General features: G+C 59.0%; 28 protein-coding genes. 7 read left to right on the top strand and 21 right to left on the bottom strand.

The features are described from left to right. The first annotated feature begins 19 nt into the window (after window positions 1-19). Window positions 20-223 (top strand): twin transmembrane helix small protein, encoded by a 204-nt coding sequence (locus VMV64_RS01930; RefSeq protein ID WP_325328262.1) that lies wholly within the window; start codon window positions 20-22, stop codon window positions 221-223. A gap of 31 nt (window positions 224-254) precedes the next feature. Here VMV64_RS01930 and VMV64_RS01925 read toward each other — a convergent pair whose 3' ends face one another. From VMV64_RS01925 to VMV64_RS01875, 11 genes are all read right to left on the bottom strand, one after another. Beyond that, complete coding sequence (locus VMV64_RS01925; RefSeq protein WP_325328261.1) at window positions 255-1,094, bottom strand: cytochrome c oxidase subunit 3; 840 nt, start codon at window positions 1,092-1,094, stop codon at window positions 255-257. A gap of 22 nt (window positions 1,095-1,116) precedes the next feature. After that, the gene (locus VMV64_RS01920) at window positions 1,117-1,656 is read right to left on the bottom strand and encodes a cytochrome c oxidase assembly protein (RefSeq protein ID WP_325328260.1); all 540 of its coding nucleotides are present in this window, start codon (window positions 1,654-1,656) and stop codon (window positions 1,117-1,119) included. Further along, entirely contained in the window at window positions 1,653-1,781 is a 129-nt protein-coding gene (locus VMV64_RS01915) for a hypothetical protein (protein ID WP_325328259.1), read from the bottom strand. Before VMV64_RS01915 ends, VMV64_RS01920 begins: the two co-directional genes overlap by 4 nt. A gap of 12 nt (window positions 1,782-1,793) precedes the next feature. Continuing rightward, window positions 1,794-3,392, bottom strand: coding sequence for a cytochrome c oxidase subunit I (ctaD, locus tag VMV64_RS01910; protein WP_325328258.1), 1,599 nt, complete (start codon window positions 3,390-3,392; stop codon window positions 1,794-1,796). 71 nt (window positions 3,393-3,463) lie between these two features. Continuing rightward, window positions 3,464-4,630 carry a cytochrome c oxidase subunit II gene (gene coxB, locus VMV64_RS01905; RefSeq protein ID WP_325328257.1) on the bottom strand — a complete coding sequence of 389 codons (1,167 nt, stop codon included), beginning with the start codon at window positions 4,628-4,630 and terminating at the stop codon, window positions 3,464-3,466. Window positions 4,631-5,153: 523 nt separating this feature from the next. After that, window positions 5,154-5,867 carry a dethiobiotin synthase gene (bioD, locus tag VMV64_RS01900; RefSeq protein ID WP_325328256.1) on the bottom strand — a complete coding sequence of 238 codons (714 nt, stop codon included), beginning with the start codon at window positions 5,865-5,867 and terminating at the stop codon, window positions 5,154-5,156. Between the two features lie 105 nt (window positions 5,868-5,972). Next, window positions 5,973-6,845: a malonyl-ACP O-methyltransferase BioC gene (gene bioC, locus VMV64_RS01895; RefSeq protein ID WP_325328255.1), complete on the bottom strand. Its 873-nt coding sequence runs from the start codon at window positions 6,843-6,845 to the stop codon at window positions 5,973-5,975. Further along, window positions 6,838-7,602 (bottom strand): pimeloyl-ACP methyl ester esterase BioH, encoded by a 765-nt coding sequence (gene bioH / locus VMV64_RS01890; RefSeq protein ID WP_325328254.1) that lies wholly within the window; start codon window positions 7,600-7,602, stop codon window positions 6,838-6,840. The genes bioC and bioH overlap by 8 nt, the downstream gene beginning before the upstream one ends. Continuing rightward, window positions 7,599-8,759, bottom strand: a complete 1,161-nt coding sequence (gene bioF, locus VMV64_RS01885; protein ID WP_325328253.1) for an 8-amino-7-oxononanoate synthase — start codon at window positions 8,757-8,759, stop codon at window positions 7,599-7,601. The genes bioH and bioF overlap by 4 nt, the downstream gene beginning before the upstream one ends. Before the next feature lie 92 nt (window positions 8,760-8,851). Beyond that, entirely contained in the window at window positions 8,852-9,844 is a 993-nt protein-coding gene (bioB, locus tag VMV64_RS01880; protein WP_325328252.1) for a biotin synthase BioB, read from the bottom strand. Next, entirely contained in the window at window positions 9,837-10,238 is a 402-nt protein-coding gene (locus VMV64_RS01875) for a hypothetical protein (protein ID WP_325328251.1), read from the bottom strand. Before VMV64_RS01875 ends, bioB begins: the two co-directional genes overlap by 8 nt. 108 nt (window positions 10,239-10,346) lie before the next feature. Here VMV64_RS01875 and VMV64_RS01870 point away from each other — a divergent pair, with 108 nt between their 5' ends. Next, window positions 10,347-11,015: a ComF family protein gene (locus VMV64_RS01870; protein ID WP_325328250.1), complete on the top strand. Its 669-nt coding sequence runs from the start codon at window positions 10,347-10,349 to the stop codon at window positions 11,013-11,015. Between the two features lie 23 nt (window positions 11,016-11,038). Beyond that, the gene (trmL, locus tag VMV64_RS01865) at window positions 11,039-11,503 is read left to right on the top strand and encodes a tRNA (uridine(34)/cytosine(34)/5-carboxymethylaminomethyluridine(34)-2'-O)-methyltransferase TrmL (protein WP_325328249.1); all 465 of its coding nucleotides are present in this window, start codon (window positions 11,039-11,041) and stop codon (window positions 11,501-11,503) included. Between the two features lie 36 nt (window positions 11,504-11,539). On the opposite strand, the gene VMV64_RS01860 is transcribed toward trmL, so the two are convergent. The 10 genes from VMV64_RS01860 to VMV64_RS01815 all read right to left on the bottom strand — a co-directional run bounded on the left by VMV64_RS01860 (window position 11,540) and on the right by VMV64_RS01815 (window position 19,789). Continuing rightward, a complete protein-coding gene (locus VMV64_RS01860) occupies window positions 11,540-12,523 on the bottom strand; it encodes an NAD(P)H-dependent glycerol-3-phosphate dehydrogenase (RefSeq protein ID WP_325328248.1) in 984 nt (327 codons plus the stop codon). Beyond that, a complete protein-coding gene (locus VMV64_RS01855; protein ID WP_325328247.1) occupies window positions 12,520-12,993 on the bottom strand; it encodes an SH3 domain-containing protein in 474 nt (157 codons plus the stop codon). Before VMV64_RS01855 ends, VMV64_RS01860 begins: the two co-directional genes overlap by 4 nt. A gap of 5 nt (window positions 12,994-12,998) precedes the next feature. Further along, window positions 12,999-13,463 (bottom strand): protein-export chaperone SecB, encoded by a 465-nt coding sequence (gene secB / locus VMV64_RS01850; protein ID WP_325328246.1) that lies wholly within the window; start codon window positions 13,461-13,463, stop codon window positions 12,999-13,001. 47 nt (window positions 13,464-13,510) lie between these two features. Beyond that, window positions 13,511-13,930: a thioredoxin TrxC gene (gene trxC / locus VMV64_RS01845; RefSeq protein ID WP_325328245.1), complete on the bottom strand. Its 420-nt coding sequence runs from the start codon at window positions 13,928-13,930 to the stop codon at window positions 13,511-13,513. A 19-nt stretch (window positions 13,931-13,949) separates the two neighbouring features. After that, complete coding sequence (grxC, locus tag VMV64_RS01840) at window positions 13,950-14,207, bottom strand: glutaredoxin 3 (RefSeq protein ID WP_325328244.1); 258 nt, start codon at window positions 14,205-14,207, stop codon at window positions 13,950-13,952. 2 nt (window positions 14,208-14,209) lie between these two features. Continuing rightward, window positions 14,210-14,623, bottom strand: coding sequence for a rhodanese-like domain-containing protein (locus tag VMV64_RS01835; protein WP_325328243.1), 414 nt, complete (start codon window positions 14,621-14,623; stop codon window positions 14,210-14,212). 60 nt (window positions 14,624-14,683) lie between these two features. Beyond that, window positions 14,684-14,902 carry a DUF2892 domain-containing protein gene (locus VMV64_RS01830; RefSeq protein ID WP_325328242.1) on the bottom strand — a complete coding sequence of 73 codons (219 nt, stop codon included), beginning with the start codon at window positions 14,900-14,902 and terminating at the stop codon, window positions 14,684-14,686. Window positions 14,903-15,026: 124 nt separating this feature from the next. Continuing rightward, window positions 15,027-18,287, bottom strand: coding sequence for an efflux RND transporter permease subunit (locus tag VMV64_RS01825; RefSeq protein WP_325328241.1), 3,261 nt, complete (start codon window positions 18,285-18,287; stop codon window positions 15,027-15,029). Between the two features lie 13 nt (window positions 18,288-18,300). Beyond that, window positions 18,301-19,326 (bottom strand): efflux RND transporter periplasmic adaptor subunit, encoded by a 1,026-nt coding sequence (locus VMV64_RS01820; RefSeq protein WP_325328240.1) that lies wholly within the window; start codon window positions 19,324-19,326, stop codon window positions 18,301-18,303. 145 nt (window positions 19,327-19,471) lie between these two features. Next, window positions 19,472-19,789 (bottom strand): metalloregulator ArsR/SmtB family transcription factor, encoded by a 318-nt coding sequence (locus tag VMV64_RS01815; protein ID WP_325328239.1) that lies wholly within the window; start codon window positions 19,787-19,789, stop codon window positions 19,472-19,474. A 135-nt stretch (window positions 19,790-19,924) separates the two neighbouring features. Here VMV64_RS01815 and gpmI point away from each other — a divergent pair, with 135 nt between their 5' ends. The 4 genes from gpmI to VMV64_RS01795 all read left to right on the top strand — a co-directional run bounded on the left by gpmI (window position 19,925) and on the right by VMV64_RS01795 (window position 24,978). Next, window positions 19,925-21,463, top strand: coding sequence for a 2,3-bisphosphoglycerate-independent phosphoglycerate mutase (gpmI, locus tag VMV64_RS01810; RefSeq protein WP_325328238.1), 1,539 nt, complete (start codon window positions 19,925-19,927; stop codon window positions 21,461-21,463). Next, window positions 21,463-22,644 (top strand): murein hydrolase activator EnvC family protein, encoded by a 1,182-nt coding sequence (locus tag VMV64_RS01805; RefSeq protein WP_325328237.1) that lies wholly within the window; start codon window positions 21,463-21,465, stop codon window positions 22,642-22,644. The genes gpmI and VMV64_RS01805 overlap by 1 nt, the downstream gene beginning before the upstream one ends. A gap of 34 nt (window positions 22,645-22,678) precedes the next feature. After that, on the top strand, window positions 22,679-24,106 hold the full coding sequence (locus tag VMV64_RS01800; protein WP_325328236.1) for a S41 family peptidase: 1,428 nt from the start codon (window positions 22,679-22,681) through the stop codon (window positions 24,104-24,106). Window positions 24,107-24,222: 116 nt separating this feature from the next. Beyond that, on the top strand, window positions 24,223-24,978 hold the full coding sequence (locus VMV64_RS01795) for a HesA/MoeB/ThiF family protein (RefSeq protein ID WP_325328235.1): 756 nt from the start codon (window positions 24,223-24,225) through the stop codon (window positions 24,976-24,978). Window positions 24,979-25,002 lie beyond the last annotated feature (24 nt).

Raw genomic sequence — 25,002 nt, 5'->3', positions numbered from 1 at the left:
CAATTTATGAAAGATTCATATGCTCATCAAAACCGGAATCATCATCCTGCTCGTCCTGATCATCGCCAGCCTGTTCAGTGCCTTAACCTTTCTTTACAAGGACAAGGGGCAAGGTGAACGAACCGCCAGAGCGCTCACGATCCGCATTTCACTTTCCATCCTGCTCTTTGTTTTGTTAATGCTCGGGTTTTACTTCGGCGTTATTCCTGAGCGGGGCTTATAGCCTTATTGCCAAAAGCCCGCGACTCCCCGACTTACAGCCAGTAAACGAGCACGAACAGCAGCAGCCACACCACGTCCACAAAGTGCCAATACCAAGCCACGCCTTCGAAGCCGAAGTGTGAATCCGGCTTGAAATGGCCCTTCATCGAGCGATACAGGATCACCATCAGCATGATCGTTCCAATCGTGACGTGGAAACCGTGGAAACCCGTCAGCATGAAGAACGTCGCGCCATATACCCCTGCGCCCATGGTCAGTCCGAGTTCGGTATAGGCATGGTGGTACTCGTAAGCCTGCAAGCTAATGAACGAGACGCCCAGAACAACCGTCAGGAACAATCCGGCGATCAGTTGAACACGCTTGTTCTTGAGCAAACCCCAATGCGCCCAGGTCACCGTCGCGCCAGATGTCAGCAGGATCAGCGTGTTGATCGCCGGGATACCCCAGGCCCCCATTGGCGTGAAGGCCTTTCCGCCCGGCCCGCTGGTTGGCCATGTCCCGGCATACCCCGGCCACAGGTCCTGGGTTGCTCCCAGCAAGGGAACGGAAAGTTCGCGCACGTAAAAAAGCGCGCCGAAGAAAGCTGCGAAGAACATGACTTCCGATGCAATGAACCAGACCATTCCCCAGCGAAATGAAAGGTCCTCCCACTTGTGATAGAAACCGTTCTCGTTTTCCCTGATGACCCTGCCGAACCAGCCGAACAGGACATACAGAATCAGCAGAAAACCGGCCAGCATGGACCACTGTCCGATGGCGATAGAATTTATTTTGAGGATAAATCCCAGCGCCAGCAGGAACAGGCCTCCCGACACCATAACGGGATAGCGACTCGGCTCCGGCACATAATAATGCTCTCGCGTTTCGGTCATTTTTATTCCCTCAGACAAATGATTACGATCCCTTTACTGCCGGGAAAAATGCGTAAGACAGCGTGACAGTTCCAACCTCTTTGGAAAGCTCCGGGCTGATAATAAAGGTCAGCCCCATTTCTTTCTCAGCCCCCGGTTCCAGGGCCTGCTGCTTGAAACAGAAACAATCCAGCTTGACGAAGTGCTGCGCCGCCTGACCAGGGGTGATGCTGGGCACGGCCTGGCCGACGATGGTCTGGTTAGTCGAGTTTTTTGCGTAATAGCTGGCCCGAGTAATCTCGCCAGGATGCACCCGTATGCTGGCCTGCTGCGGATGAAACTCCCAGCTCAAGCCGGGCATGACCGTACCGGTAAACTGCACCGTCACCCAGCGTGATTTATCCACCTTGACCGCTGCCGGCCTCGCGCTCTCTGCGTTGGTTTTGCCATTCAGGCCGGTCGCCTCGCACAACACGTTATACAAAGGCACCAGGGCGAACCCGAAACCCAGCGCGCCGAGCGCTACGGCACCCAGCTTCATGGCCAGGCGCTTGTTGGCACGCCGTAGCTCTTCGCCGTTCACTTGGCCCTCAGGTAGTAGATGACAAAAACAAAAATAGCTGCCGCTACAACCCCCAAGACCCAGGCCAGCCGCGTATTGGAACGCATCTGGCGGGCCTGTTCATCGTTCTGGTTTATGTTATCCATCCAGCAATTCCCTCACTTCACTACCGGCTGAGTGGTGAAGCTATGGTAGGGCGGCGGGGAGGGAAGAGTGAATTCCAGCCCTTTCGCTCCTTCCCACACCTTGTCACTCGCTTTTTCGCCACCGCGCGCGCACTTGATGACGATGTACACGAACAACAATTGCGACAGCCCCAACGAGAAAGCGCCTACCGTCGAGATCATGTTGAACTCGGTGAACTGCAGCGCGTAATCCGGGATGCGGCGCGGCATGCCGGCCAGGCCCAGGAAGAACTGGGGCATGAAGGTGAGATTGAAGGAAATGGCGGTCAGCCAGAAATGCGCCTTGCCTAATTTTTCGTCGTACATATGTCCGGTAAATTTGGGCAGCCAGAAGTAGATTCCCGCCATTGCTCCCATGATGCCGCCGGCGAACAGGGTGTAGTGGAAATGCGCCACCACGAAGTAGGAATGGTGATACTGGGCGTCTGCCGCGACGTCTGCCAGTACCAGTCCGGTCAAGCCGCCGATGCCGAACAGGATGACGAAGCCGAGGGCAAACAGCATTGGAGTTTCGAACGTCATGGAGCCGCGCCAGATAGTGGCGATCCAGCAGAAAAACAGCACCGCCAGGGGCAGCGAGATCGACATGGTGCTGTACATGAAATAAAGCAGCGCCGGAACCGGCATGCCCGCAGTGAAAAAGTGGTGCGCCCAGACGATGACCGACAGGATCCCGATCACCCAGAACGAGTAAACCTGCGCTTTGTAGCCATAAATCGGCTTGCGAGCGAAGGCCGAAAGAATGTGTGGCATGAAACCCCAGATCGGCAGCAGCAGGATATACACTTCCGGATGCCCGAAGAACCAGAACAAATGCTGGAACAGGATGGGGTCGCCACCGCCGGCCGCATCAAAGAAATGGGTATTGAAGTGACGGTCGGTCAGCAGCATCGTGACAGCGCCGGCCAGAACCGGGATCGTGGCAATCAGCATGAAGGCGGTAATCAGCCAGCCCCAGACGAACAGCGGCATCTTCATCATGGTCATGCCGGGAGCGCGCATATTGAGGATCGTCACGATCACATTGATGGATGCCAGAATCGAAGAGATACCTAGCAGGTGTATGGAGAAAATGGCGAAGTCGACACCTATCCCGCCTTGCACCGAGAGCGGCGCGTACAGCGTCCAACCGGTCGCTACCGCGCCGGTACCTATCCCGAACAGCGCCAAAATAAACGGCATCACCAGCAATGTCGCCGCAGGCGGCAGCAGCCAGAAACTCCAGTTGTTCAAGCGCGGCAACGCCATGTCCGGCGCACCGATCATCATCGGAATCAGCCAGTTTGCCAGCCCGGTGGCGACCGGCATCAGCGCGGCAAAAATCATGATCAGCGCATGCACGCCAATCAGTTGGTTAAAGAACTCCGGTTTCATCAACTGCATGCCGGGCTGGAACAGCTCAGCCCGTACCGCCAGAATCATCATGCCGCCGACCAGGAACATGATCAGCGCAAAAACCATGTACATCGTGCCGATATCCTTGTGGTTGGTTGTAAACAACCAGCGCTGGATACCGCTCGGATGGCCATGATCGTGAGGGTCGGCGTGTGTAGAAACTGTAGCTGTTGTCATAGTTCGCTCCTTACATTTCCCTTATTGATTAACCAGGAGCCTGTCGGACTCATCATGAGTCCGACAGGCTCCTAGCGTAACGCCTTGACTTGCGCCGGCTGAACCATGTCGCCCATCTTGTTGCCGAAAGAGTTGCGCTCGAATGTCACCACCGAGGCAATTTCCGCATCGGAAAGCAGCGTCTTGAATACCTGCATGGCGGTACCCGGTTTGCCATTCATGACGCGATCCAGGTGCCCGTCCTTAATCAAATGTCCGCCGGCATCCAGCATTGGGCCGTTGATCAGCTTGCTGCCAGCCAGCGCGGGGAAAGTCGGTGGCAGACCCTGGCCGTTGGCTTGGTGGCAAACCACACACTGCTTGGCATACACCTCGGCGCCCTGCTTCATCAGCTCATCCTTGCTCCACTGCCTCTCTGCGCTTGCTGCGGCGCTCGCCTGCCTGGCCTTTTGCTGTGCTACCCACGCCTTGTAATCCGGCTCAGAGACCGCTTCCACCACGATAGGCATGAAGCCGTGGCCCTTGCCGCACAATTCGGCACATTGCCCACGGTAGATCCCCGGCTTCTCGATCCTTGCCCAGGTTTCCCGCATGAAGCCCGGAATTGCATCGCGCTTCGCGCCAAACTGCGGGACCCACCAGGTATGAATCACGTCGGTCGAAGTCAGCAGAATTCGGACCTTCTTGTTGACTGGCAGCACAACGTGGTTGTCCACATCCAGCAAGTAGTGCTCGCTCTTGGCTTCCTTGTTATAAATTTGCCCTTCTGGTGTGGCTAGCGTACTGACAAATTTGATGCCTTCGGCAGGGTATTCGTACTGCCATTTCCACTGGCTGCCGGTCACCTTCAGCACCATGTCGGCGTCGGTCTTGGTGTCTTCCATCATGACGACGCTGTGGTAGGCGGGTATGCCCATCACGACGAAATCGATGAAGAGCAGCAGCGCAAACGGAACCAGAGTCCAGAGTACCTGTGACTTCGTGCTGGGGCCTGTGAAATTGGCCGGCTGATGACCTTTGCTTTTGCGGTGGGCGAAGATGGAGTAAATCATGATGGCCAGCACCACAAAGAAGATGGCGATGCTGATCAGCATGAATTTGTTGTGCACATGCAGCGTATCGAGCGCAAGCGGTGTCACCGGTTCCGGGAAATTCCAGGCGTATTCCGCATGGACCAGTCCCGAGCTGAAGATGGCCGCAAACCCTGCCCATGATGCAAATAATTTTTTATATGCCATGCCTCTCCCCTGTTGAACCCATATTTAAACCCTGCATCCCGCCCCCCCCTGCTCCAGCCGTCACACAAACAACCGCGCCATCTCCTGCCAGGGATAACCCTGCGGCGACTTCCTTCAAGGACCAGTAAAAACAGCAAAAATAGTCAGAAAATACGTTTCCCTGGGAGAAAAAGCATGCCGTTGGCAGTAACCATTCATTCCGCCAAGATCAGGTGGCTGCGCGCTAGTTGATGTCGCAACCCGCTCTCGACCGACGAAATGAGCGATAGCCGGTTCCCAACCACCACACCCCATGTAACTATTTCTTATTTTTTATACTAGCAGCAGGTGGCACAATAAATTCAAGGCAAATTTAACATGCGTCACAACCGCCTGACAAGCAGGTTGTTACATAACTACTTGATTTATGTAGGCAATATATAACCACGTAATTATATTAACATGTACTAAATATTAGTTAGTGCACGTTAATATAACGTTTATATTTATTGTGTTGCGGAAGATTTTTTTGGAAAAGCAGGGATTATTTTACTTTACTGGAATTAAGGATATTTAAATCCATTAATCCTGATTCAGGAGCAGAGCTGACTTCAGCTTGATAGGGAATAATGCCGAGCAGTGGTGCCGCAAGTCGGGTTTCGAGTGCATGCAAGTTTTCGTCAAACGCACTCATGTCGGGATCAATCCGGTTGGCCACCCATGCGACCAGACGCAGGCCTTTATGACGGATGGCCTGAGCGGTGAGCAGGGCGTGATTGATGCAGCCAAGGCGCATCCCGACCACAAGGATCACGGGCAACCCGAGCATTTCCGCCATGTCGGCAGTATCCTGGCGGGCATTGAGCGGCACGACGAAGCCGCCGACACCCTCGACCACCGTCACATCGGCCATTTCACGCAACTGCCGAAAAGATCGATCTATCTGTTCAAGGCTAACCTCCACACCGGCCCGCTCCGCAGCGATATGAGGGGCAACAGGTGAAATCAGGGCATAGGGATTAACCAACTCCCGCGAAGCGACGACATTGCCGGCCGCACGCAGGCTTTCCACATCCTCGCAGCACAAGCCCGCGGGGGTTTCCATACAGCCAGCGGCGACCGGCTTCATGCCGACGGCCTTGTCGCCCTGCTTGACGAAGGCCTGCAGCAAAGCGCACGCGACCAGCGTCTTGCCTACGCCGGTATCGGTGCCAGTGATGAAATAAGCTTTTTTCATGATTGATTTGATAAACAACATTTGACCGCAGAGGCGCGGAGACGCAGAGCTTCGCAGAGAACAACATTTTAGAACAACAGGTTAACTCTTTGTTTTCTCTGCGCCTCCGCGCCTCCGCGGTGAAAATTATTTTTTTGCAAACCGCACCACCTGCGCCTCGCCCGGCGCCTGCTTCTTCTCGCCTTTCCAGGCATGGCCGTACACCACTTCGTAGGTCGCCGGCAGCTTGCCGTCGCGGCGCAGTGCTTCATATTGCTGTTGCAGCCGCTGCCATGCGCCCTTGCCCAGCAAGCCGCGGCCCCGCCCCTGATTGGCGTTGTGCGCACCCAGCGCCTTGAGATCGCGCATCAACCCGGCCAAGTCGTCGTAGGTCAGAGTCACCGTCTCCATATCCATCACCGGAGCAGCAAAGCCGGCCCGCATCAGGCCATCGCCGATATCGTGCATATCGAGGAAGCGATTGACGTGGGCATGCGCATCCAGCGTGCCGAAGGTCTGGCGCAGCTCCTTCAGGGTATCCGGGCCAAAGGTGCTGAACATCAGCAGGCCGCCACTTTCCAGCACGCCGTGCATGCCGGCGAAGGTCGCCTCAAGATCGTTGCACCACTGCAGAGCGAGATTGGACCAGATCATGCCGACGCTGCCGGCACGCAAAGGCAGGCTCTCGATATCCGCGCACACCCGCTCTTCGGCGGCGACAAATGGCAGCAGGCGCCTCCACGCGGGTTGGTGGCTGCGCGATGCCTGCAGCATGGCAGGCGCAATATCCAGCTCGATCACGCGGGACTTGGCATAGCGTCCCCTCAGTTGGCGCGATCCGTAACCGGTGCCAGAACCGGCGTCGAGTATGACCCGGGGTTCGAATTTGATGTACTGCAGGCGCTCCGCCATGCGGTCGCAGATCTCCCGCTGCAGCACAGCGACCTGGTCATAGGTGGCGGCGGCACGATCGAATGAGTGGCGCACCCGGCGCTTGTCCAGTGTGAATGGGTCAACCATGCAGAAATCCAGTCATCGTTTCGGTAAATTCCACAGGGTGTGATAAAAATGGCGCATGCGCCGCACCCGGCCACACCTCCAGGCGCGCTGCCGGCATTTGCTCGACAAGCCAGTGCGCGGCACCCGCCGGGGTGAGCATGTCGCGTCCGCCGTGGAGCAGCAAGGTCGGCGTTTTTATCGTCGCGGCACGGGCGCGCAAATCGTTCTCCAGCAGAATGTTGAGTCCTGCCCGCAAGGTCTGCACGTCAGGGCGGCCGCACGTAAACAAAATGTCGCGCAACCGTTTCAGCACCGTTTTTACTTCATCGCCGCCGCGCGCCTGGAGCGCCAGAAAGCGTTTCAGCGTGCCTTCGTAATCGGTTTCCAGGGCAGCCGCGAACTCCAGCAGCACTTCTCGCGGCACCGCCCACGGCCAATCTTCCCGCGCCGTAAAGCACGGCGTGGAGGCTGTCAAAACCAGGCGCTCGACCTGGTCCGGAAACAGCCGCGCCATTTCCAGCGCCACCTGCCCGCCCAAGGACCAGCCGCAGACATGCACCTTTTTTGGCAGTTCGACCGCCACGGCGCGGGCAAGACCCTCCAGAGTGCAAGCATCGGATGCCGGACTTGCGCCATAGCCTGGCAAATCGACGAGATGCAGCCGGAAGCGCCGCGCCAGGGCATCTCGAACTCCATCCCACACCCCACCATGCATGCCCCAGCCGTGGATCAGGGCGAGGTCGGGCCCCTTGCCCACAACTTCGACATGCACGCTCATACGGCACTTTCCAGTTCGTTCAGCGCTCCCGCCAGCTGCGCCACATCTTCAACCGTATGCGCCGCTGACAATGAAATGCGCAGGCGCGCTTCGCCCTTGGGCACAGTTGGCGGGCGGATCGCAGGCACCCAGATGCCACGCTCGCGTAGCGCCTCGCTTACCGCCAACGTTTCCTGGTTGGCACCGATGATCACCGGCTGGATCGGCGTGGTTGAGTCCATCAGGCGCCAGCGCCGCAGCTTCAGACCTTGCCGCAGTCCGGCGATCAACTCAAGCAGGCGCTCGCGCCGCCACGCTTCACCTTCGATCAATTGCAGGCTCGCGGAAAGCGCCGCGGACAGGAGTGGCGGCGTGGCGGTGGTGTAAATATAGGAACGGGCGCGTTGCACCAGGTAATCCGTCAGTTGCACCGGCCCCGCGACGAAGGCGCCGAACACGCCGGCGGCCTTGCCCAGGGTGGCCATGTAGACGATCCGCTCCGAGGTGATGCCGAAATGTTCGAGTATCCCTCGTCCGCCCGTCCCCAATACGCCAAAGCCATGGGCGTCGTCCAGCACCAGCAGCGCGTCGTGGCGCTCGCACAGGGCCAGCAATTCCGGCACCGGCGCCATGTCGCCGTCCATGCTGAATACGGCATCCGTCACCACCAGCTTGCGCTTCGCCCTGGATGCGGCGAGTCGCTTCTCCAGCACAACCAGGTCGAGGTGCGGATAGCGCGTGAATTTGGCGCGGGACAGCAACACCGCATCGTTGAGCGAGGCGTGGTTAAGCTTGTCGGCGAAAACTTCGTCGTCGCGACCGGCCAGCACAGTGATGATGCCGAGATTGGCCATGTAACCGGCGGAAAACAGCAGCGCCGCCGGCAGGCCGGTGAAAGCGGCAAGCGCCGTCTCCAGTTCATGGTGAAGCGCGCTGTGGCCGCTCACCAGATGGGACGCCCCCGCCCCCACGCCGTAGCGCGCTACGGCCGACTGCGCCGCCCCGATCAGAGCCGGGTGGCTGGCAAGGCCGAGATAATCGTTACTGCAAAAGGACAGGCATTCCCGTCCATCCACGACAATCCGGGTGCCCTGCGGGCTTTCCAGAACGCGACGGTGACGGCGCAGGCCGGCCGCTTCCAGGTCTTTCAGTTCATCGGCGAGGTGGGAAAACGGCATAAATCCAATCCGAACCACAGAGACACAGAGACACCGCGAAAAGCCGGTTTTCTCTGTGCCTCTGTGGTAGGTTATTTGGCCTTCAAATCCGACTAAGCCGCCATCACCCGGATGCCGAGTTTGTCGAACAGGGCCATATCCTGATCCGCGGAAGGGTTGGATGTGGTCAACAGCTTCTCGCCATAGAAAATCGAGTTGGCGCCGGCCAGGAAGCACAGCGCCTGCAGCGGCTCATCCATCTGTTCGCGCCCGGCAGAAAGTCGCACCAGGCTCTGGGGCATGAGGATGCGCGCCACCGCGACAGTACGCACGAACTCGATGGGATCAAGCGCCGGCGCGTTTTGCAGGGGAGTTCCTGGCACCTGCACCAGCAGGTTGATCGGCACCGACTCGGGCGGCGGATTGAGACTGGCCAGCTGGGCGAGCAGCGCAGCGCGGTGGGTGCGCGACTCGCCCATGCCGATGATGCCGCCGGAGCACACTTTCATGCCGGCGCCACGCACCTGCTCCAGGGTGTCGAGCCGGTCCTGGTAGGTGTGGGTGGTCACCACCTCGCCGTAATACTCCGGCGCAGTGTCCAGGTTGTGGTTGTAGTAATCCAGGCCGGCCTCGCGCAGTTGCTCGGCCTGGCCTTCCTTCAACATGCCCAGGGTCACGCAGGTTTCAAGCCCCAGCTCGCGTACAGCGGTGATCATCTCCAGCACCGGCTTGAGGTCTTTCTGTTTCGGTCCGCGCCACGCCGCACCCATGCAAAAACGCGTGGCGCCCTTGTCCTTGGCGGCCTTGGCCTTGGCCAGCACGGTCTCCAACGCCAGCAAATTCTCCTGCTCCAAGCCGGTATGGTGGCGCTTCGACTGGGAACAGTAGCCGCAGTCCTCAGAACAGCCGCCGGTCTTGATAGAAAGCAAAGTGCTCACCTGCACTTCATTCGCGTCAAAATGGACTCGATGGACGGTTTGCGCCTGGAACATCAGATCGCTGAAGGGCAACGCAAACAGCGCTTCGGCCTCCGCGACTGACCAGCGCCGACCTTCCCCGGTAACTTTTCCCGCCACACCCTGACCGGGATTGAATAGATCATTCATGAACCTGTACCTCCACCCACATATCCTGCCAATTTTCGCGGCTGATCCTGATCAAATCCCGGATCCCCAGCGGCACGATCACCAACAAACTCACGACCCACACCGTAAACACCAAATTCTTTCCGCCGCCCAGCCAAGCCTGCATCGCGCCGCTGAAATTAAGCACCACCACCAGCGTACCGACCAGGCCATAGAAACGGTATCCCGCCCAGCGCTGGTATTCCCTGACCCGCATATCGGGATGGTGAGCAATGGAAGCGTAGGCGAAGATCGAAGCGGCGATCCAAACCATGAGAAGCGGAGGGACCAGCACGGCAATGATGCTGCCGATGATAAAAATCTGCGCCGAGCGGCGGCATTGTGCCGCGCTAATCAACTTTTCAACTGTTTTCATGAATTCGTCTTTGTTTGATTATTCACAGTAAAATGGGCGCAATCATCAAGGATCGGCCCAAAGTTGTCAAATCTTTCAGCCTACATTTTAAACGGTTGCGTAAAAATTGTGCAGGCAATTTTACCGCATTATTGCGCACTTTGCGGTGCAAGCACTTTAAATCGGCTTTTGTGCACGGGTTGCGACGCCGATCTTTCCCATCATCGCGTACCGGCCTGCCCGGTATGCGCCCTTCCCACCCCGGGCGGCCAAGTCTGTGGCGCCTGCCTGCAGCACCCACCCGCTTTCGACCGCACTCTGGCGGCATTTAGTTACCACTTTCCGATTGATCGCCTGCTGCACGCCTTTAAATATTCGGGCAATCTTGCGCTAATCGAAGTGCTGGCGAAACCGCTGGCTCAGCTCGCCGCTGACCATCCCAAACCGGATTTGCTGATGCCGATGCCGCTCCATCCGGGGCGACTCATGGAGCGTGGCTTCAACCAATCACTGGAAATCGCCAAGCCGATTTCGCGATGGCTGGATATTCCGCTCACTGCCGATGCCTGCCAGCGCACGCGTGACACACCGACCCAGGCCGGGCTGAAATGGAAGGAGCGCCGCAGCAACGTGCGCGGGGCCTTTGCCTGCGATCTTGATCTCTCCGGAAAAAAAATCGCAGTGCTGGACGATGTGATGACCACCGGAGCGACCCTGAACGAAATCAGCCGCGTGCTGCAAAGCCGCGGCGCCGCCGAAGTGAGCGCCTGGGTAGTGGCGCGCACCCTGCCTGAATAATTTATCCCTGCCGACGAGAACCCATGTTTGACATCATCCTTTACCAGCCTGAAATCCCTCCCAACACCGGCAACATCATCCGCCTCAGCGCCAACACCGGCTGCCGTCTGCACCTGGTCAAGCCGCTCGGGTTTTCGCTGGACGACAAACAGCTACAGCGCGCCGGACTGGACTACCATGAGTACGCCACGGTCAAAACTTATGAGAATTTTGAAGAGTGTCTGGGACAGTTCAGCGGGAGGCGAGCGTTTGCCCTGACTACGAAGGGAAGCACGAAATACAGCGAGGTCGCCTTTCGGCGCGATGATGTATTCGTATTCGGACCGGAAACGCGGGGACTACCGGTGGAGGTTTTGGCGCAGTTCGATGAAAACCGGCGCATCCGCCTGCCGATGCTGCCGACCAGCCGCAGCCTGAACCTTTCCAACGCGGTCGCGGTGGTGGTGTTCGAGGCCTGGCGGCAGATCGGGTTTGAAGGCGGGGTGTGAGGGTTTTGCTCAGGACTTTCAACTCAGAACTGACTTTCACTCCGCCCTGGGTTCACGGTTGAGCAAAGCCTCCACCGCCTTGCCCGGCGGCAGCCCCTCAAAGAGCACCTGGCACACTGCGCGGGTGATCGGCATCTCTACATCCATATTCTGAGCAAGGCGCACTACCTCGGCCGCACTATTGACCCCTTCGGCGATATGACCGAGGTCGCCGAGAATTGCCTCAAGCTTCTCGCCCCTGGCCAGCCGCAAGCCCACGGTGCGGTTGCGCGATAGGTCGCCGGTGCAGGTCAGGATCAGGTCTCCCGCGCCGGTCAGCCCCATGAAGGTTTCCGGCCGGCCGCCCATGGCCACGCCGAGCCGGCCGATTTCCGCCAGCCCGCGGGTAATCAGGGCGGCGCGCGCGTTGTAACCGTAACCCATGCCATCGGAAATGCCGGCTGCGATCGCCATGACGTTCTTGACCGCGCCGCCGACCTCGACCCCGACCACGTCCGGGCTTGAATAAACCCGCAGTCTGGGACTGTGCAACTCCAGTGCCATGGCGTGGGCGAAGGGCTCGTCATGGGATGCCAGGGTCAGCGCCGTGGGCAAGCCCTTGGCCACTTCCTGGGCAAAGCTCGGTCCGGACAGCACACCGCATGGCGTCTTGCCGCCCAGCTCCTCTGCCACCACCTGGTGCGGCAACTTGGCCGTTCCCGCTTCGAAGCCCTTGCATGCCCAGACCAGCGGCATCTTCGCGCCCAGTTCGGCCATCTGCCTCACCACCTGCCTGAAGCCCGCGGTGGGCACCACCACCAAGGCCAGATCGGCCTGATCGAGCGCCTGCGCCACTTCCAGATCGATCTGCATGGCATCGGGAAAGGGAAATCCGGGCAGATAACGCCGATTGACGCGTTCTTCCGACATCTCGGCACACTGAGCCGGATTGCGTGTCCACAGATGCACCTCATGGCGTGCCGCGAGGCTGATGGCAAGTGCCGTTCCCCAAGCGCCGGCGCCCAGCACGGCGATCTTCATGCGCCCCAGACCTGAGTAGCCAGGATGAAGCCGACTTGGCCGTCGCGGTGGCGCACTTTCAGCCAGCCGGTTGAGCCGTGCTCAACCAGTTCCAACGCGACATCACGCTCCGCCTGAAACACCAGCGGCGCATTGCTGTCCGCGGCTTGGCGAATATCGGCACGAGCCACCGTCACCACTACCATGCGCGCATCCCTCAGGTGTTTCTTCTCGACCCAGGCCAGGTCACCGAGACTGTCTCGCACCTTGGCCCACTGATCGAGGTTGACGAGAATTTCCATCGGATAATATTTGCCGACCACGAACAGACGCTTAGCCTGCACTGATGGGGCGTCATACAAAATGGCGCGCTCCGAGCCGATGGAACGGTAATCCAGCGCCTGAACCGCGCCCGAAGAGGAGAAAAGCCACAGCAGCCCCAATCCGACGAGGCGAAAAAAACTCCTCAACGTCTGGGTCCTGCCCATCATGGCGATCAGTGAGTCGTTGCTGCAGCAGCAGCGTCCGGTTGCTCAGTGCGCTGCTGCTGATACATCAACTCGAAATTGACCGGATTCAGCAGTACCGGCGGGAATCCGGCGCGCGACACCATATCCGAAATCGTCTCGCGCACGTAGGGGAACAGGATATTCGGGCAGGTGATCCCGAGGATCGGCTCCAGGTCGTCCTGAGGAATGTTGCGTATCTGGAAAATCCCGGCCTGGGCAACTTCCACCAGAAACAGGGTTTTGTCCTCGGCCAGTTTGGCGGTAGCAGTTACCGTCAGCACGATTTCATAGACGCCCTCTTCCACCATCCCGCCCTGATTGTGCAGCTGCACATCAATCTGCGGGGTTTCGCGCTGCATAAAAATTTTCGGCGCATGGGGAATTTCCAGGGACAAATCCTTGACGTAAATTTTTTCGATGGAAAAAGTCGGTTGCTGCTGCTCGTCGCTCATGAAGATCCCTAACAAATAATTAAATAAAGAATTTCAGCCCACCCAAATCAATGCCGCATCAGCCAGCTTTTCAAACTCGCGGCATCGAGAGCCCCGGCGACCCGGTCCGCTTCAACCCCATTCTTGAACAGCGCCAGGGTAGGAATGCTGCGGATGCCGAACTGCTGCGCCAGGGCTTGCTCCTGTTCGGTATTGACCTTGGCGAAGCGCACTCGGGTTTTCAGCTCGGCAGCGATTTGAGTGAATACCGGTGCCATCATTTTACAGGGCCCACACCACGACGCCCAGAAATCCACCACAACCGGCAGCTCGTTCCGGGCAATAAACGGCCCGAAACTGCTGGCCGCCAACTCGACCGGCGCGCCATCGAGGAGGGCCGCGCCGCATTTCCCACACTTCGGATTCTGCTCCAGACGCTCATCCGGCACCCGGTTTGTGGCGAGGCATTTTGGGCAAACAATGTTCATCGTGGCGCCGAGTCCGGCATCACTCGGCCAACAGGGGGACTAGACCGCCGTCTTGGTCGAGCTCGGAGAGGTCGTCAAAACCACCTACATGGGTGCTGCCGATATAAATTTGCGGCACGGTGCGCCGACCGGTTTTTGCGATCATCTCGCCCATTTGGGCTGAATCGAGATCCACGCGAATCTTGTTGATTTCCTTCACCCCCTTGGCCATCAACAACTTTTCCGCCATCGTGCAATAAGGGCACACGGCGGTGCAATACATGGTCACGTTCGCCATCTTCATTTCTCCATAGGCATGTTTGCCCGTTCCCAGGCGGAAATTCCGCCCGCCAGATTGTACACTTGCTCAAAACCGTTCTTGCGCAGCACGCTACATGCCCGACCGGAGCGCATCCCGCTGCGGCAGATGGCGATGATCGGACGGCTCTTGTACTTTCCCAGTTCCGCATGCTTGGCCAACTGGCCGAGCGGAACATGTACCGAATGTGGAATATGCCCGGCGTAGAATTCGCTGTCCTCACGCACATCCAGCACCACGGCATTCTGATGGTTAATCAGCTGCGTCGCCTCCAGCGTCCCGACCTCCCTGACGCCGGATATACGCCGGCCAATCATCGGCCACAACAGCATCAACCCGCTGGCCAGAACCAGCATGATGATCGCGAAATTATTCTGTATGAATTGCACCCGCATGCTCCTTGCGTTTTTTGCATCTAAAAGCGGAGAAGTTTACCAGCAAAAACCTATTGGCGTTCAGCAGGATGCGCAGTCTTCCTTGAAGCCAAACTTTTTGAGGATAGCAACCAGCGGGCAAAGGTTGGTAAATCCGCTCTGGAAAAGATTGGCGCCGACGAAGGCGGTAAACCAGAGGAAGTTGGCGTTGACGAAAATCGGGCTGCCGGAAACACCCAGGCCGAGCGACAGCAGCACAAAAAAGCCGGCGACGATACGAACGATACGGTTGATGGTCATAATTCACTTCTCCAACAAGTTACAAATAAAAAGCTTTAACCGCGAAGGGCGCGAAGATACGCAAAGGAGAACCAATAATTACGGGTTTCCTCGCGCACCTTCGCGTCCTTCGCGGTGAACAAAATCACGCATGCTTGCGATAGTTGGCCGCGTAATACAGCACCGGAATCACCCCCAGCGTCAGCACGGTGGAGACGAAAATACCGAAAATCAGCGAAATCGCCAGGCCGTTGAAAATCGGGTCGTCCAGGATGAACAGCGCGCCGAGCATGGCAGCCAGCCCGGTAAGCACGATCGGCTTGGCGCGTGTACTGGCCGAACGGATCACCGCTTCCTGGAAGGCCATGCCCTGCTCCACCTGCATGTTGATGAAGTCCACCAGCAGGATGGAGTTGCGCACGATGATGCCGGCCAGCGCAATCATGCCGATCATGCTGGTGGCGGTGAACTGGCTGCCGAGCAGGGCATGGCCGGGCATCACGCCGATGATGGTGAGCGGGATCGGCGCCATGATCACCAGCGGCACCACGTACGACTTGAACTGCGCCACCACCAGCAGGTAGATCAACACCAGCCCGACCGCGTAGGCGATGCCCATATCGCGGAAGGTCTCGTAGGTCACCTGCCATTCCCCGTCCCACTTGATGCTGTAGCCGGCGTAGTGGTCGTCCGGTTGCCTGATGAAATAGTCGCCCAGAGCCCCGCCTTCGGCCAGCTTCATGCCGCTGACCGCGGAACGGATCGAGAACATGCCGTAAAGCGGACTGTCCAGCTTGCCAGCCATGTCGCCGACGACGAACACCACCGGCAGCAGATCCTTGTGATAAATAGATTTCTCGCGCGCCGTCGGCGCCACGCTTACCAGTTCGGAGAGCGGCACCAGCGTGCCATCCTGCGCCCGAACGTTGAGCTTGAGCAGTTCGTCCAGACTGCTTTGCCGCTCCGGCGCCAGCGTCAGCCGCACCGGCACTTCGAACTTGGAATCGCCATCGTGCACCGGGGTCACGTCCTCGCCGGACAGCCCTAAGCGCATCACCGCCACCACGTCCTTCTGCGCCACGCCCATCAGCGCCGCCTTGCCTTGCAGGACGCGCAGGACCAGCTTGTTCGCGTCCTCCTCGATGGTGTCGTCGATCGCCACGATATCGGCGGTTTTGGCGAAGTGGGCGCGCACCTGCTTCGCCACCTTGATCTGGCCTTCATAGTCCGGCCCGTACACTTCGGCGACGATCGGCGACATCACTGGCGGGCCCGGCGGCACCTCTACCACCTTGACCTTGGCCTGATGCCGGGCAGCGATGCGCTCGATTTCGGGACGCACGCTGGTCGCGATTTCGTGGCTCTTGCGGTCGCGGCGGTGCTTGTCCACCAGGTTCACCTGGATATCGCCCATTTCACTGCCGCTGCGCAGGTAATACTGGCGCACCAACCCGTTGAAGTTGATCGGCGAGGCGGTGCCGACATAGGCCTCGTAGTCTGTCACCTCCGGCACGGTAGACAGATAGCCGCCGATTTCGCGCATCGCCCGCGCGGTCTGCTCCAGCGGCGTGCCCACCGGCATGTCCACCACCACCTGGAATTCGGACTTGTTGTCGAATGGCAGCATTTTCATGATCACGATCTTGAATACCGCCAGCAGGAGTGCAAAAACGATCATACCGACGATCGCCAGCCAGAGTTTCTTGCGGTTGCCCTTGCCCTGCTCGCGCTTGAGGAAAGGGGTCAGACCTGTGCTGAAGAAACCGAACAACCGGCTCTCCGCGCCGAATTCGCTATGGCTAGTCGCGTCATGCTTGTGCGCCAGGAGCTTGAGCGCCAGCCAGGGCGTGACGGTGAAGGCGATGGCGAGGGAAATCAGCATGCCGATGCTGGCATTGATCGGGATCGGGCTCATGTACGGCCCCATCAGGCCGGAGACGAAAGCCATCGGCAACAGCGCTGCAATCACGGTCAGTGTGGCGAGTATGGTCGGGCCGCCGACTTCGTCGACCGCCTCGGGAATGACTTCGGTCAGCGGCTTGCCGGGTTCCAGTTCGCGACGGCGGTGGATGTTTTCCATCACCACGATGGCGTCGTCGACCAGGATGCCGATGGAGAAAATCAGCGCGAACAGCGACACCCGGTTGAGGGTAAAGCCCCACGCCCAGGAAGCGAACAATGTCGCCGCCAGGGTCAGCATCACCGCCACGCCGACGATCAGCGCCTCGCGCTTGCCCAGCGCCATCAACACCAGCAGCACCACGAAGGCGGTGGCGAAGATCAGCTTGCCGATCAGTTTCTGCGCCTTGTCGTTGGCGGTTTCGCCGTAGTTGCGCGTGACTGTGGCGTGGACGCCATCGGGGATGATGGTGCCGTGCAGCTGCTCGATGCGCTTGATGACGCGCTCGGCGACGTCCACTGCGTTCTCGCCCGGCTTCTTCGAAATCGCCAGAGTCACCGCCGGGAATTCGCCCTTGCCGGCAATTTTCTTGTCGGCCGCCGCCGGGCCGGTGCCCAGCCAGACATAGCGGCCGGGCTGGTCGGGGCCGTCCTCCACCCGCGCCACGTCGGTCATGAATACAGGGCGGCCCTCGGCAACACCCACCACCAGTTGCTTGACGTCCGCACTGCTGGACAGGAATGTGCCGGTCTGGACCAGCATTTCGCGGTTGTTCTCGACCAGCGTGCCGGAAGGCTGGGAAGCGTTGCTGACCTGCAGGGCATCGCGAATGTCCTGAGCGGAAATGCGGTAGGCATTCATCCGCTCGGCGTCCATGATCACCCTCACCACGCGATTCGACCCACCCAGGGTTTTGACTTCGCGCGTGCCCTTGATCCGCTTCAGTTCGATTTCGGCGGCATGGGCCACCTGCCGCAGCTCGTAGGCGCCGCGGGTGGCATCCTCCGTCCACAGGGTGAGGCTGACGATCGGCACGTCGTCGATGCCGACCGGCTTGATGATCGGCTCGCCTACGCCAAGATTGGGGGAGACCCAGTCGCGATGCGACTGGACAGTGTCGTACAGGCGCACCAAAGCCTGGGTACGGTCCTCACCCACCTTGTACTGCACGGTCAGCACCGCCATGCCGGGGCGCGATACCGAGTAAACGTGCTCGATGCCGGTAATCAGCGACAGCACCTGCTCGGCCGGCGTCGCCACCAGGCTTTCCACGTCCTTGGCGGAAGCGCCGGGGAAGGGAATGAACACGTTCGCCATGGTGACGTTGATCTGCGGCTCTTCCTCGCGCGGCGTCACCATCACGGCGAACAGGCCGAGCAGGAAGGCGATGAGCGCGATCAGCGGCGTCATCTGTGACTGCAGGAAGGCTTTGGCGATACGGCCGGAGATACCCATTTTCGGTGATGAGTGGTGAATGATGGGCGATGGGGGGGTGTCTTTACTCATTACCCATTCCCCATCACTGCTTACCCTTCAGATACATCCCCGCCTTGACCGGCTCCAGCGCCACCGTTTCCCCGGCGGAAAGGCCGGCCAGGACTTCGACCATGCCGTCGCCAGCCGGCTCGCCCAGACGGATCTGGCGGAAGGCCACGCCGCCTTTCGCGTCAACCACGTATACGGCGGTCACTTCGCTGCGCCTGACGACGGCCGGCACCGGCACCAGCAGCTTCTTCGCCCGGCCGACGGCAAAGTGAGCACGCGCAAACATGCCGGGGTAGACATCGCGGATATCTTCCGGCAAATCGAGACGCACACGGGTGGTATGGGTTTTAACGTCGGCGGCGGGCAGGAGGGTCACCGCTTTGGCCGTGACCCACTTGTTGAAGGAGGGAAATTCCACCTGGGCGCGAGCAGAGCGGCGCACCTCCGCCAGCTTGTACTGGGGAATGCTCGCCACCACACGCAAATCCTTGGGATCGAAACCGGTCATCAGCGCCTTGCCGGGGCTCGCCATTTCCCCCAGCTCGACATGGCGAACCGCGACCACGCCGCTGTAAGGCGCCATCACGGCAGTGAAGCCCCTGGTGGTGGCGGCCTGCCCCGCACTCGCCTGGGCCGCTGCCAACTGCGCCTCGGCCGCCTTGTAGTCCGCCTGCGCCTTGTCGAGAGCGGCCTGGCTGACGAATTTTTGCGCCAGGAGCTGCCTGGTGCGCTCATAGTGCTGGCGTGCATTCTGCAAATTGGCGCGCGCCTGGGCCACCCCCGCCTCGCTGCCGGCTACCGCCTGACGGGCTTCGCTCTCGTCGATGCGGACCAGCACCTGGCCCTTTTGCACGGTGTCGCCGACATCGAAATGGATTTCGACGATGCGGCCGGAAATCTGGGCCGCCACGGTGGACTGCTTGACCGCCTCGACCAGCGCCTCGGCGGCGTAGGTCTGATCCACCTCACGGTACTCTACCGTCGCAGTGGCAAAAGGCAACGCCGCCTGAGCGAGCGGAGCCAGGAAGATCCCCAACAGTATCCAGACAGATTTCAGCACGCTCGACCCCAAAAAAATGTATTAGTATATGCTAATATACTTTATTATTCAAGCCGCGAAACGAACTTGCCGGGAGTACTGCGCAACACCTTAAGGCAGATTCCACATGACATGGAACCCGATACACTAGATTTGGTTATAGACGCTACTTGGCGAAACCACAAAAAACATCGCGCATCAGGCTGATCAACTTCAGGGTGCGCGGGTCACCGACCCGGTAATACACTCGATTGGCATCCTTGCGCGTGCGCAGTACTCCTTTGTCACGCAAAATCGCCAGATGCTGGGAAATATTGCTTTGGGATGTACCCACGCTTTCGACAATATCCTGCACACTAACTTCCCTGTCACCCAGCACGCACAGGATTTTCAGGCGCAACGGATGCGACATGGCCTTCATGGCGCGGGACGCCTGCTCAATGTGCTCTTCCTTGTCGATCAATTCAACTGGATTGGATTCCATCTGCTCGCCTTCGTTAAGCTATATTTCAGGATACTGAGGTAGGTTAATAAATTAAGTATAATGCGATTATTAGTAAAATATAATAAAATTATGCTACTTAATCTATAAATTCAAAACGAGCCAGAAAATTCCAGCATGAAGGTCACCCCTGTTTTACTCATTATCCTGGACGGATTCGGTTGCAGCGAAAGCCCGGACAACAATGCCATCGCCAGCGCGCACAAGCCCAACTGGGATAAACTCTGGCAGACCTGTCCCCACACCACCATCAATGCATCCGAAGCGTCGGTGGGGTTGCCAAGCGGACAAATGGGCAACTCCGAGGTAGGCCACCTCAACATCGGCGCCGGTCGTGTCGTCTACCAGGAATTCACCCGCATCAACCGCGCCATCAGCAGCGGCAATTTCTTCGCCAATCCCGCCCTGACCCAAGCGGTGGAAACCGCCAGGAGCAGCGGCAAGGCATTGCACATTCTGGGGTTGCTTTCCGATGGCGGAGTTCATAGCCACGAAACACACATCCACGCCATGCTCGAACTGGCAGCCCGCGCCGGGGTGGAGAATATCTACCTGCACGCCTTCCTCGACGGGCGCGACACGCCGCCAAGAAGCGCGCAGGATTACCTGCGCCGGCTCCAGGAAAAGTGCGACCAGTTCAAGGCAGGACGAATCGCCTCGATCATCGGCCGCTACTTCGTCATGGATCGCGATAAGCGCTGGCTGCGCGTCAGGGCAGGCTATGACCTGCTGACCCAGGGCAAGGCGGAATTTCAGGCGGAAAGCGCGGAAGCCGCTTTAGCGGCGGCCTACGCCCGCAACGAAAACGACGAGTTCGTCAAGGCCACGGCCATCGTCCCGCCCGGCACACAGCCGGTGCGCATGGAAGACGGCGACGTGGCGGTATTCATGAACTTCCGCTCCGACCGTGCGCGCGAAATCACCCGCGCCTTCATCGAACCCGGCTTCGACTTGTTCGAGCGCGAGCTGGTGCCGCATCTCGCCGCTTTCTGCACCCTGACCGAATACAGCAAGGATTTCAACGTGCCGGTGGCTTACCCGCCGGAGCAGATCCGCAACGGCTTCGGCGAATACATCTCGAACCTGGGCCTGAAGCAGCTCAGGATTGCGGAAACCGAAAAATATGCCCACGTCACTTTCTTCTTCGATGGCGGCGAGGAACGCATCTACCCGGGCGAGGACCGCGTCCTGGTGCCATCTCCGGACGTTCCCACTTACGATCTGAAGCCGGAAATGAGTGCCTTCGAGGTCACCGACAAGCTGGTCGAAGCCATCGAAAGTCGCCAGTTCGACGCCATCGTCTGCAACTACGCCAACGCCGACATGGTAGGCCATACCGGCGTGATGACCGCAGCGGTCAAGGCAATAGAAACGCTGGACCAGTGTTTGCAAAGGGTAGTCGAGGCCATGCAGCGCAACGGCGGTGAAGTGCTGATTACCGCCGATCACGGCAACGCGGAAATGATGGCGGATGAAAACTCGCATCAGGCCCATACCGCCCACACCTTGAACCGGGTGCCCCTCGTGTACGTCGGCCGCAAGGCTCATCTGGCCGAAACCGGCGCACTCGAGGATGTCGCCCCGACGCTGCTGAAAATCATGGGGCTGCAGCAACCCGCGGAAATGACCGGCCACCCCCTGATCGAATTCGAATAATGGCATCTGCCTGGCCTGCCCGAGCAATTTTCCTTGCCGTCGGGCTAGCCTGCACGTTCTCAACCCAAGCCGCGCCGAAAGACGATCTCTCCGGCCTGCGCGAGCGCATCAAGGCCCTGCAAAAAGACGTCGAAAGCGCAGAAGGCAAAAAAACCGATGCCACCGATGCGTTGAAACAATCCGAGCAAGCGATCAGCACGGCCAACCGGCGGCTGCGGGAATTGGCGCAGAAGCAGGAAAGCGTCGGCGCCACCTTGAACCAGGTGCAGCGTGAAGGCCGCGACACCCAGGGCAAAATCGGCAAGCAGCAGGCGCTGCTCGGCCAGCTGCTCTCCCACTACTACCTGCACGGCCAGCACGACCCCCTGAAAATCCTGCTCAACCAGCAAGATCCCAACCAGCTTGCGCGCCAGCTGCACTATTACACTTACCTATCCCGCGCGCGCGCTGCCCTGATCGAAAGCTTGCGCACCAACCTGGCACATTCCCGGGAGCTCGCTCAGCTTTACCAGGAAAAAAGCGTCGAACTGGCGCAGGTAAAATCGGAGCAGGCGCGTCAGAAATTTCAGCTTGAAAAGGACAAGGAAGCGCGCAAAACAGTGCTGGTCCACATCAACCAGAAAATAACCAGCCAGCGCCATGAAATCGGCCGCCTGCAGCGTGACGAAAAACGCCTGACGCAATTGATTGAACGTCTGAGCAGGCTGGCGGCGCAACCAAAGAAAAAAAAGAGCGTCTCTGTATACAATCGCAACCAACCCACCCCCGAGCCATCCGGCGGCGCGCTCCATCAGCTCAAAGGAAAGCTTCATCTGCCGGTGCGCGGGGAACTTGTCAACCGCTTCGGCAGTCAACGAGAAGACAGTGGCGCAACATGGAAAGGGTTGTTCATCAAATCGACAGCGGGACAGGACGTTAAATGCATCGCCAATGGGCGAGTGGTATTTTCTGACTGGCTGCGCGGCTTCGGCAACCTCATCATCGTCGACCATGGCGACGACTACATGAGCCTCTACGGCAACAACGAAACCCTCTACAAACAGGCCGGCGAAACCGTTCGGGCTGGCGAGGCAGTCGCCGCAGTGGGAAACAGCGGCGGAATTGCAGAAACCGGTTTATACTTTGAAATGCGGCATCGAAGCCGACCTTTCGACCCGCTGGGCTGGATCAAGCTGAACTAAATAATGATTTTTGAGTGAAACGAGGATGAATGTAATGCGCGGCAAAATGCAAAAAACCAGCTTGATCTTCTTTGGCGCCATCATCGGCGTGATGATCAGCCTCAACTTCTCCGCAGTGGCCAACAAGGAAGCCGTCAGTCCGCTACCGATCGATGACCTGCGCGCCTTCACCGAGGTTTTCGGCAAGATCAAAAGCGACTATGTCGAACCGGTGGAAGATAAAAAACTCATCACCGAAGCAATCAATGGCATGCTTACCGGCCTCGATCCCCATTCCGCCTACCTCGACGCCGATGCGTTCAAGGATTTGCGAGTCGGCACCCAGGGCGAGTTCGGCGGCCTCGGCATCGAGGTCAGCATGGAGGATGGCTTCGTCAAGGTGGTGTCACCGATCGAGGATACTCCGGCATTCCTGGCCGGCATAAAAAGCGGCGACCTGATCATCAAGCTGGATGAAACTCCGATCAAGGGACTGACTTTGAATGAAGCGGTCAAACGCATGCGCGGCAAGCCCGGCACCAAGATCACCCTCACCGTGATCCGCAAGGGCGAAGCCAAGCCCATCGTCGTCACCCTTACACGCGCCGTGATCAAAATCCAGAGCGTAAAATCGAAACTGGTCGAACCGGGCTACGGCTATATCCGCATCACCCAGTTCCAGGAGCATACCGGCGAGAACATGGCCCAGGCTCTGGATACGTTCTACAAGCAGAACAAGGCGCCTCTGAAGGGGCTGGTGCTGGATTTGCGCAACGACCCGGGCGGTCTGCTCAACGGCGCGGTCGCAGTTTCCGCGGCGTTCCTGCCGAAAGATGCGCTGGTGGTGTACACCGAGGGTCGCACCGAGGACGCCAAGATGAGGCTGACGGCAAGCAAGGAAAACTACCTGCATAGCGCTGCGGAGGAAGATTATCTGAAAAATCTGCCCGCGGGCACCAAAACCGTGCCCATGGTGGTACTGGTCAACGGTGGCTCGGCCTCGGCCTCGGAAATCGTCGCTGGCGCCCTGCAGGATCACAAGCGCGCCATCATCATGGGCACGCAAACCTTTGGCAAGGGGTCGGTGCAAACCGTCCTGCCGCTGGGCAACAACACCGCCATCAAGCTGACCACGTCACGCTATTTCACCCCCAATGGACGCTCCATCCAGGCCAAGGGCATCAGCCCGGATATCGCCGTCGAAGAGGCCACGATCAACGGGGTCGAACAGCAGGGCGCATTCAACCTGCGCGAAGCCGATCTGGAGCGGCATCTATCCAACGGCAACAAGGATGAGGAAACCAAAAAGCCCGAAGCGCCGTCGATCAAGCTGCCCGCACCGAGCAAACCTGCGCCTAAGGGCAAAGATGACAAAACCGACAGCGGCAAACCGGCTCCCGGTGAAATCGTGTCGAAAAACGACTACCAGTTGAATCAGGCACTCAACCTGCTGAAGGGACTAAATATCCTGCAGAACAAGTAGAGCCTGATGTAGGGTGGGCACGTTTTTGCGCCCACGCGGAATAACCTCCACTGACCGCGTGGGCACAAAAACGTGCCCACCCTACCAAGCTGATGGCTAACTACTGACATCTACTCATGGACGACAACCAACTCCTGCGCTACAGCCGGCATATCCTGCTGCCACAGATCGGCATCGAGGGTCAGGAAAAGCTGCTTGGCGCCCATGCCCTGATCATCGGCGCCGGCGGCCTGGGCTCCCCAGCAGCGCTCTACCTTGCCGCCAGCGGCGTCGGCAGGATCACGATCTGCGACGGCGACAGCGTCGATCTCACCAACCTGCAGCGCCAGATCGTCCACTTCACCCATTCCCTCGGCGCCAACAAGGCGACATCGGCGCAGCGCACGCTCGCCGCCATCAATCCAGAAATCGACATCACAGCCATTCCGCAACGCGTCGAAGGGGCTGAACTCAGCCACCTCATCGCCCAGTCCGATGTCGTGCTCGATGCCAGCGACAACTTCGCCACCCGACATGCCGTCAACCGCGCCTGCGTCGCCCACGGCAAGCCGCTGGTTTCCGGTGCGGCGATACGCTTCGACGGACAGGTAGCGGTTTTTGATTTGCGCGTCCCCTCCAGCCCTTGCTATCACTGCCTGTTTCCGGAAGCGGGGGGGGAAGAAGGCGAGCGCTGTGCGGTGATGGGCGTATTCGCGCCGCTGGTGGGGATCATCGGCTCGACTCAGGCGGCCGAAGCGCTGAAAATACTATGCGGCGCCGGCCAGCCGCTGAATGGCCGGCTGCTTCTGCTCGACGGCTTGCAGATGGAGTGGCGTTCGATCAGGCTGAAGAAGGATCCGGCCTGCCCGGTGTGCGGTGGGTTGAAAAACTAGCTATCCTTAATTTAGAGTAAATCC

It is taken from the genome of Sulfuricella sp., assembly GCF_035531155.1.
Taxonomy (GTDB): Bacteria; Pseudomonadota; Gammaproteobacteria; order Burkholderiales; family Sulfuricellaceae; genus Sulfuricella.
Note: the sequence above shows the minus strand (reverse complement) of the source record. Positions and strands in the feature narration are given on the sequence as shown.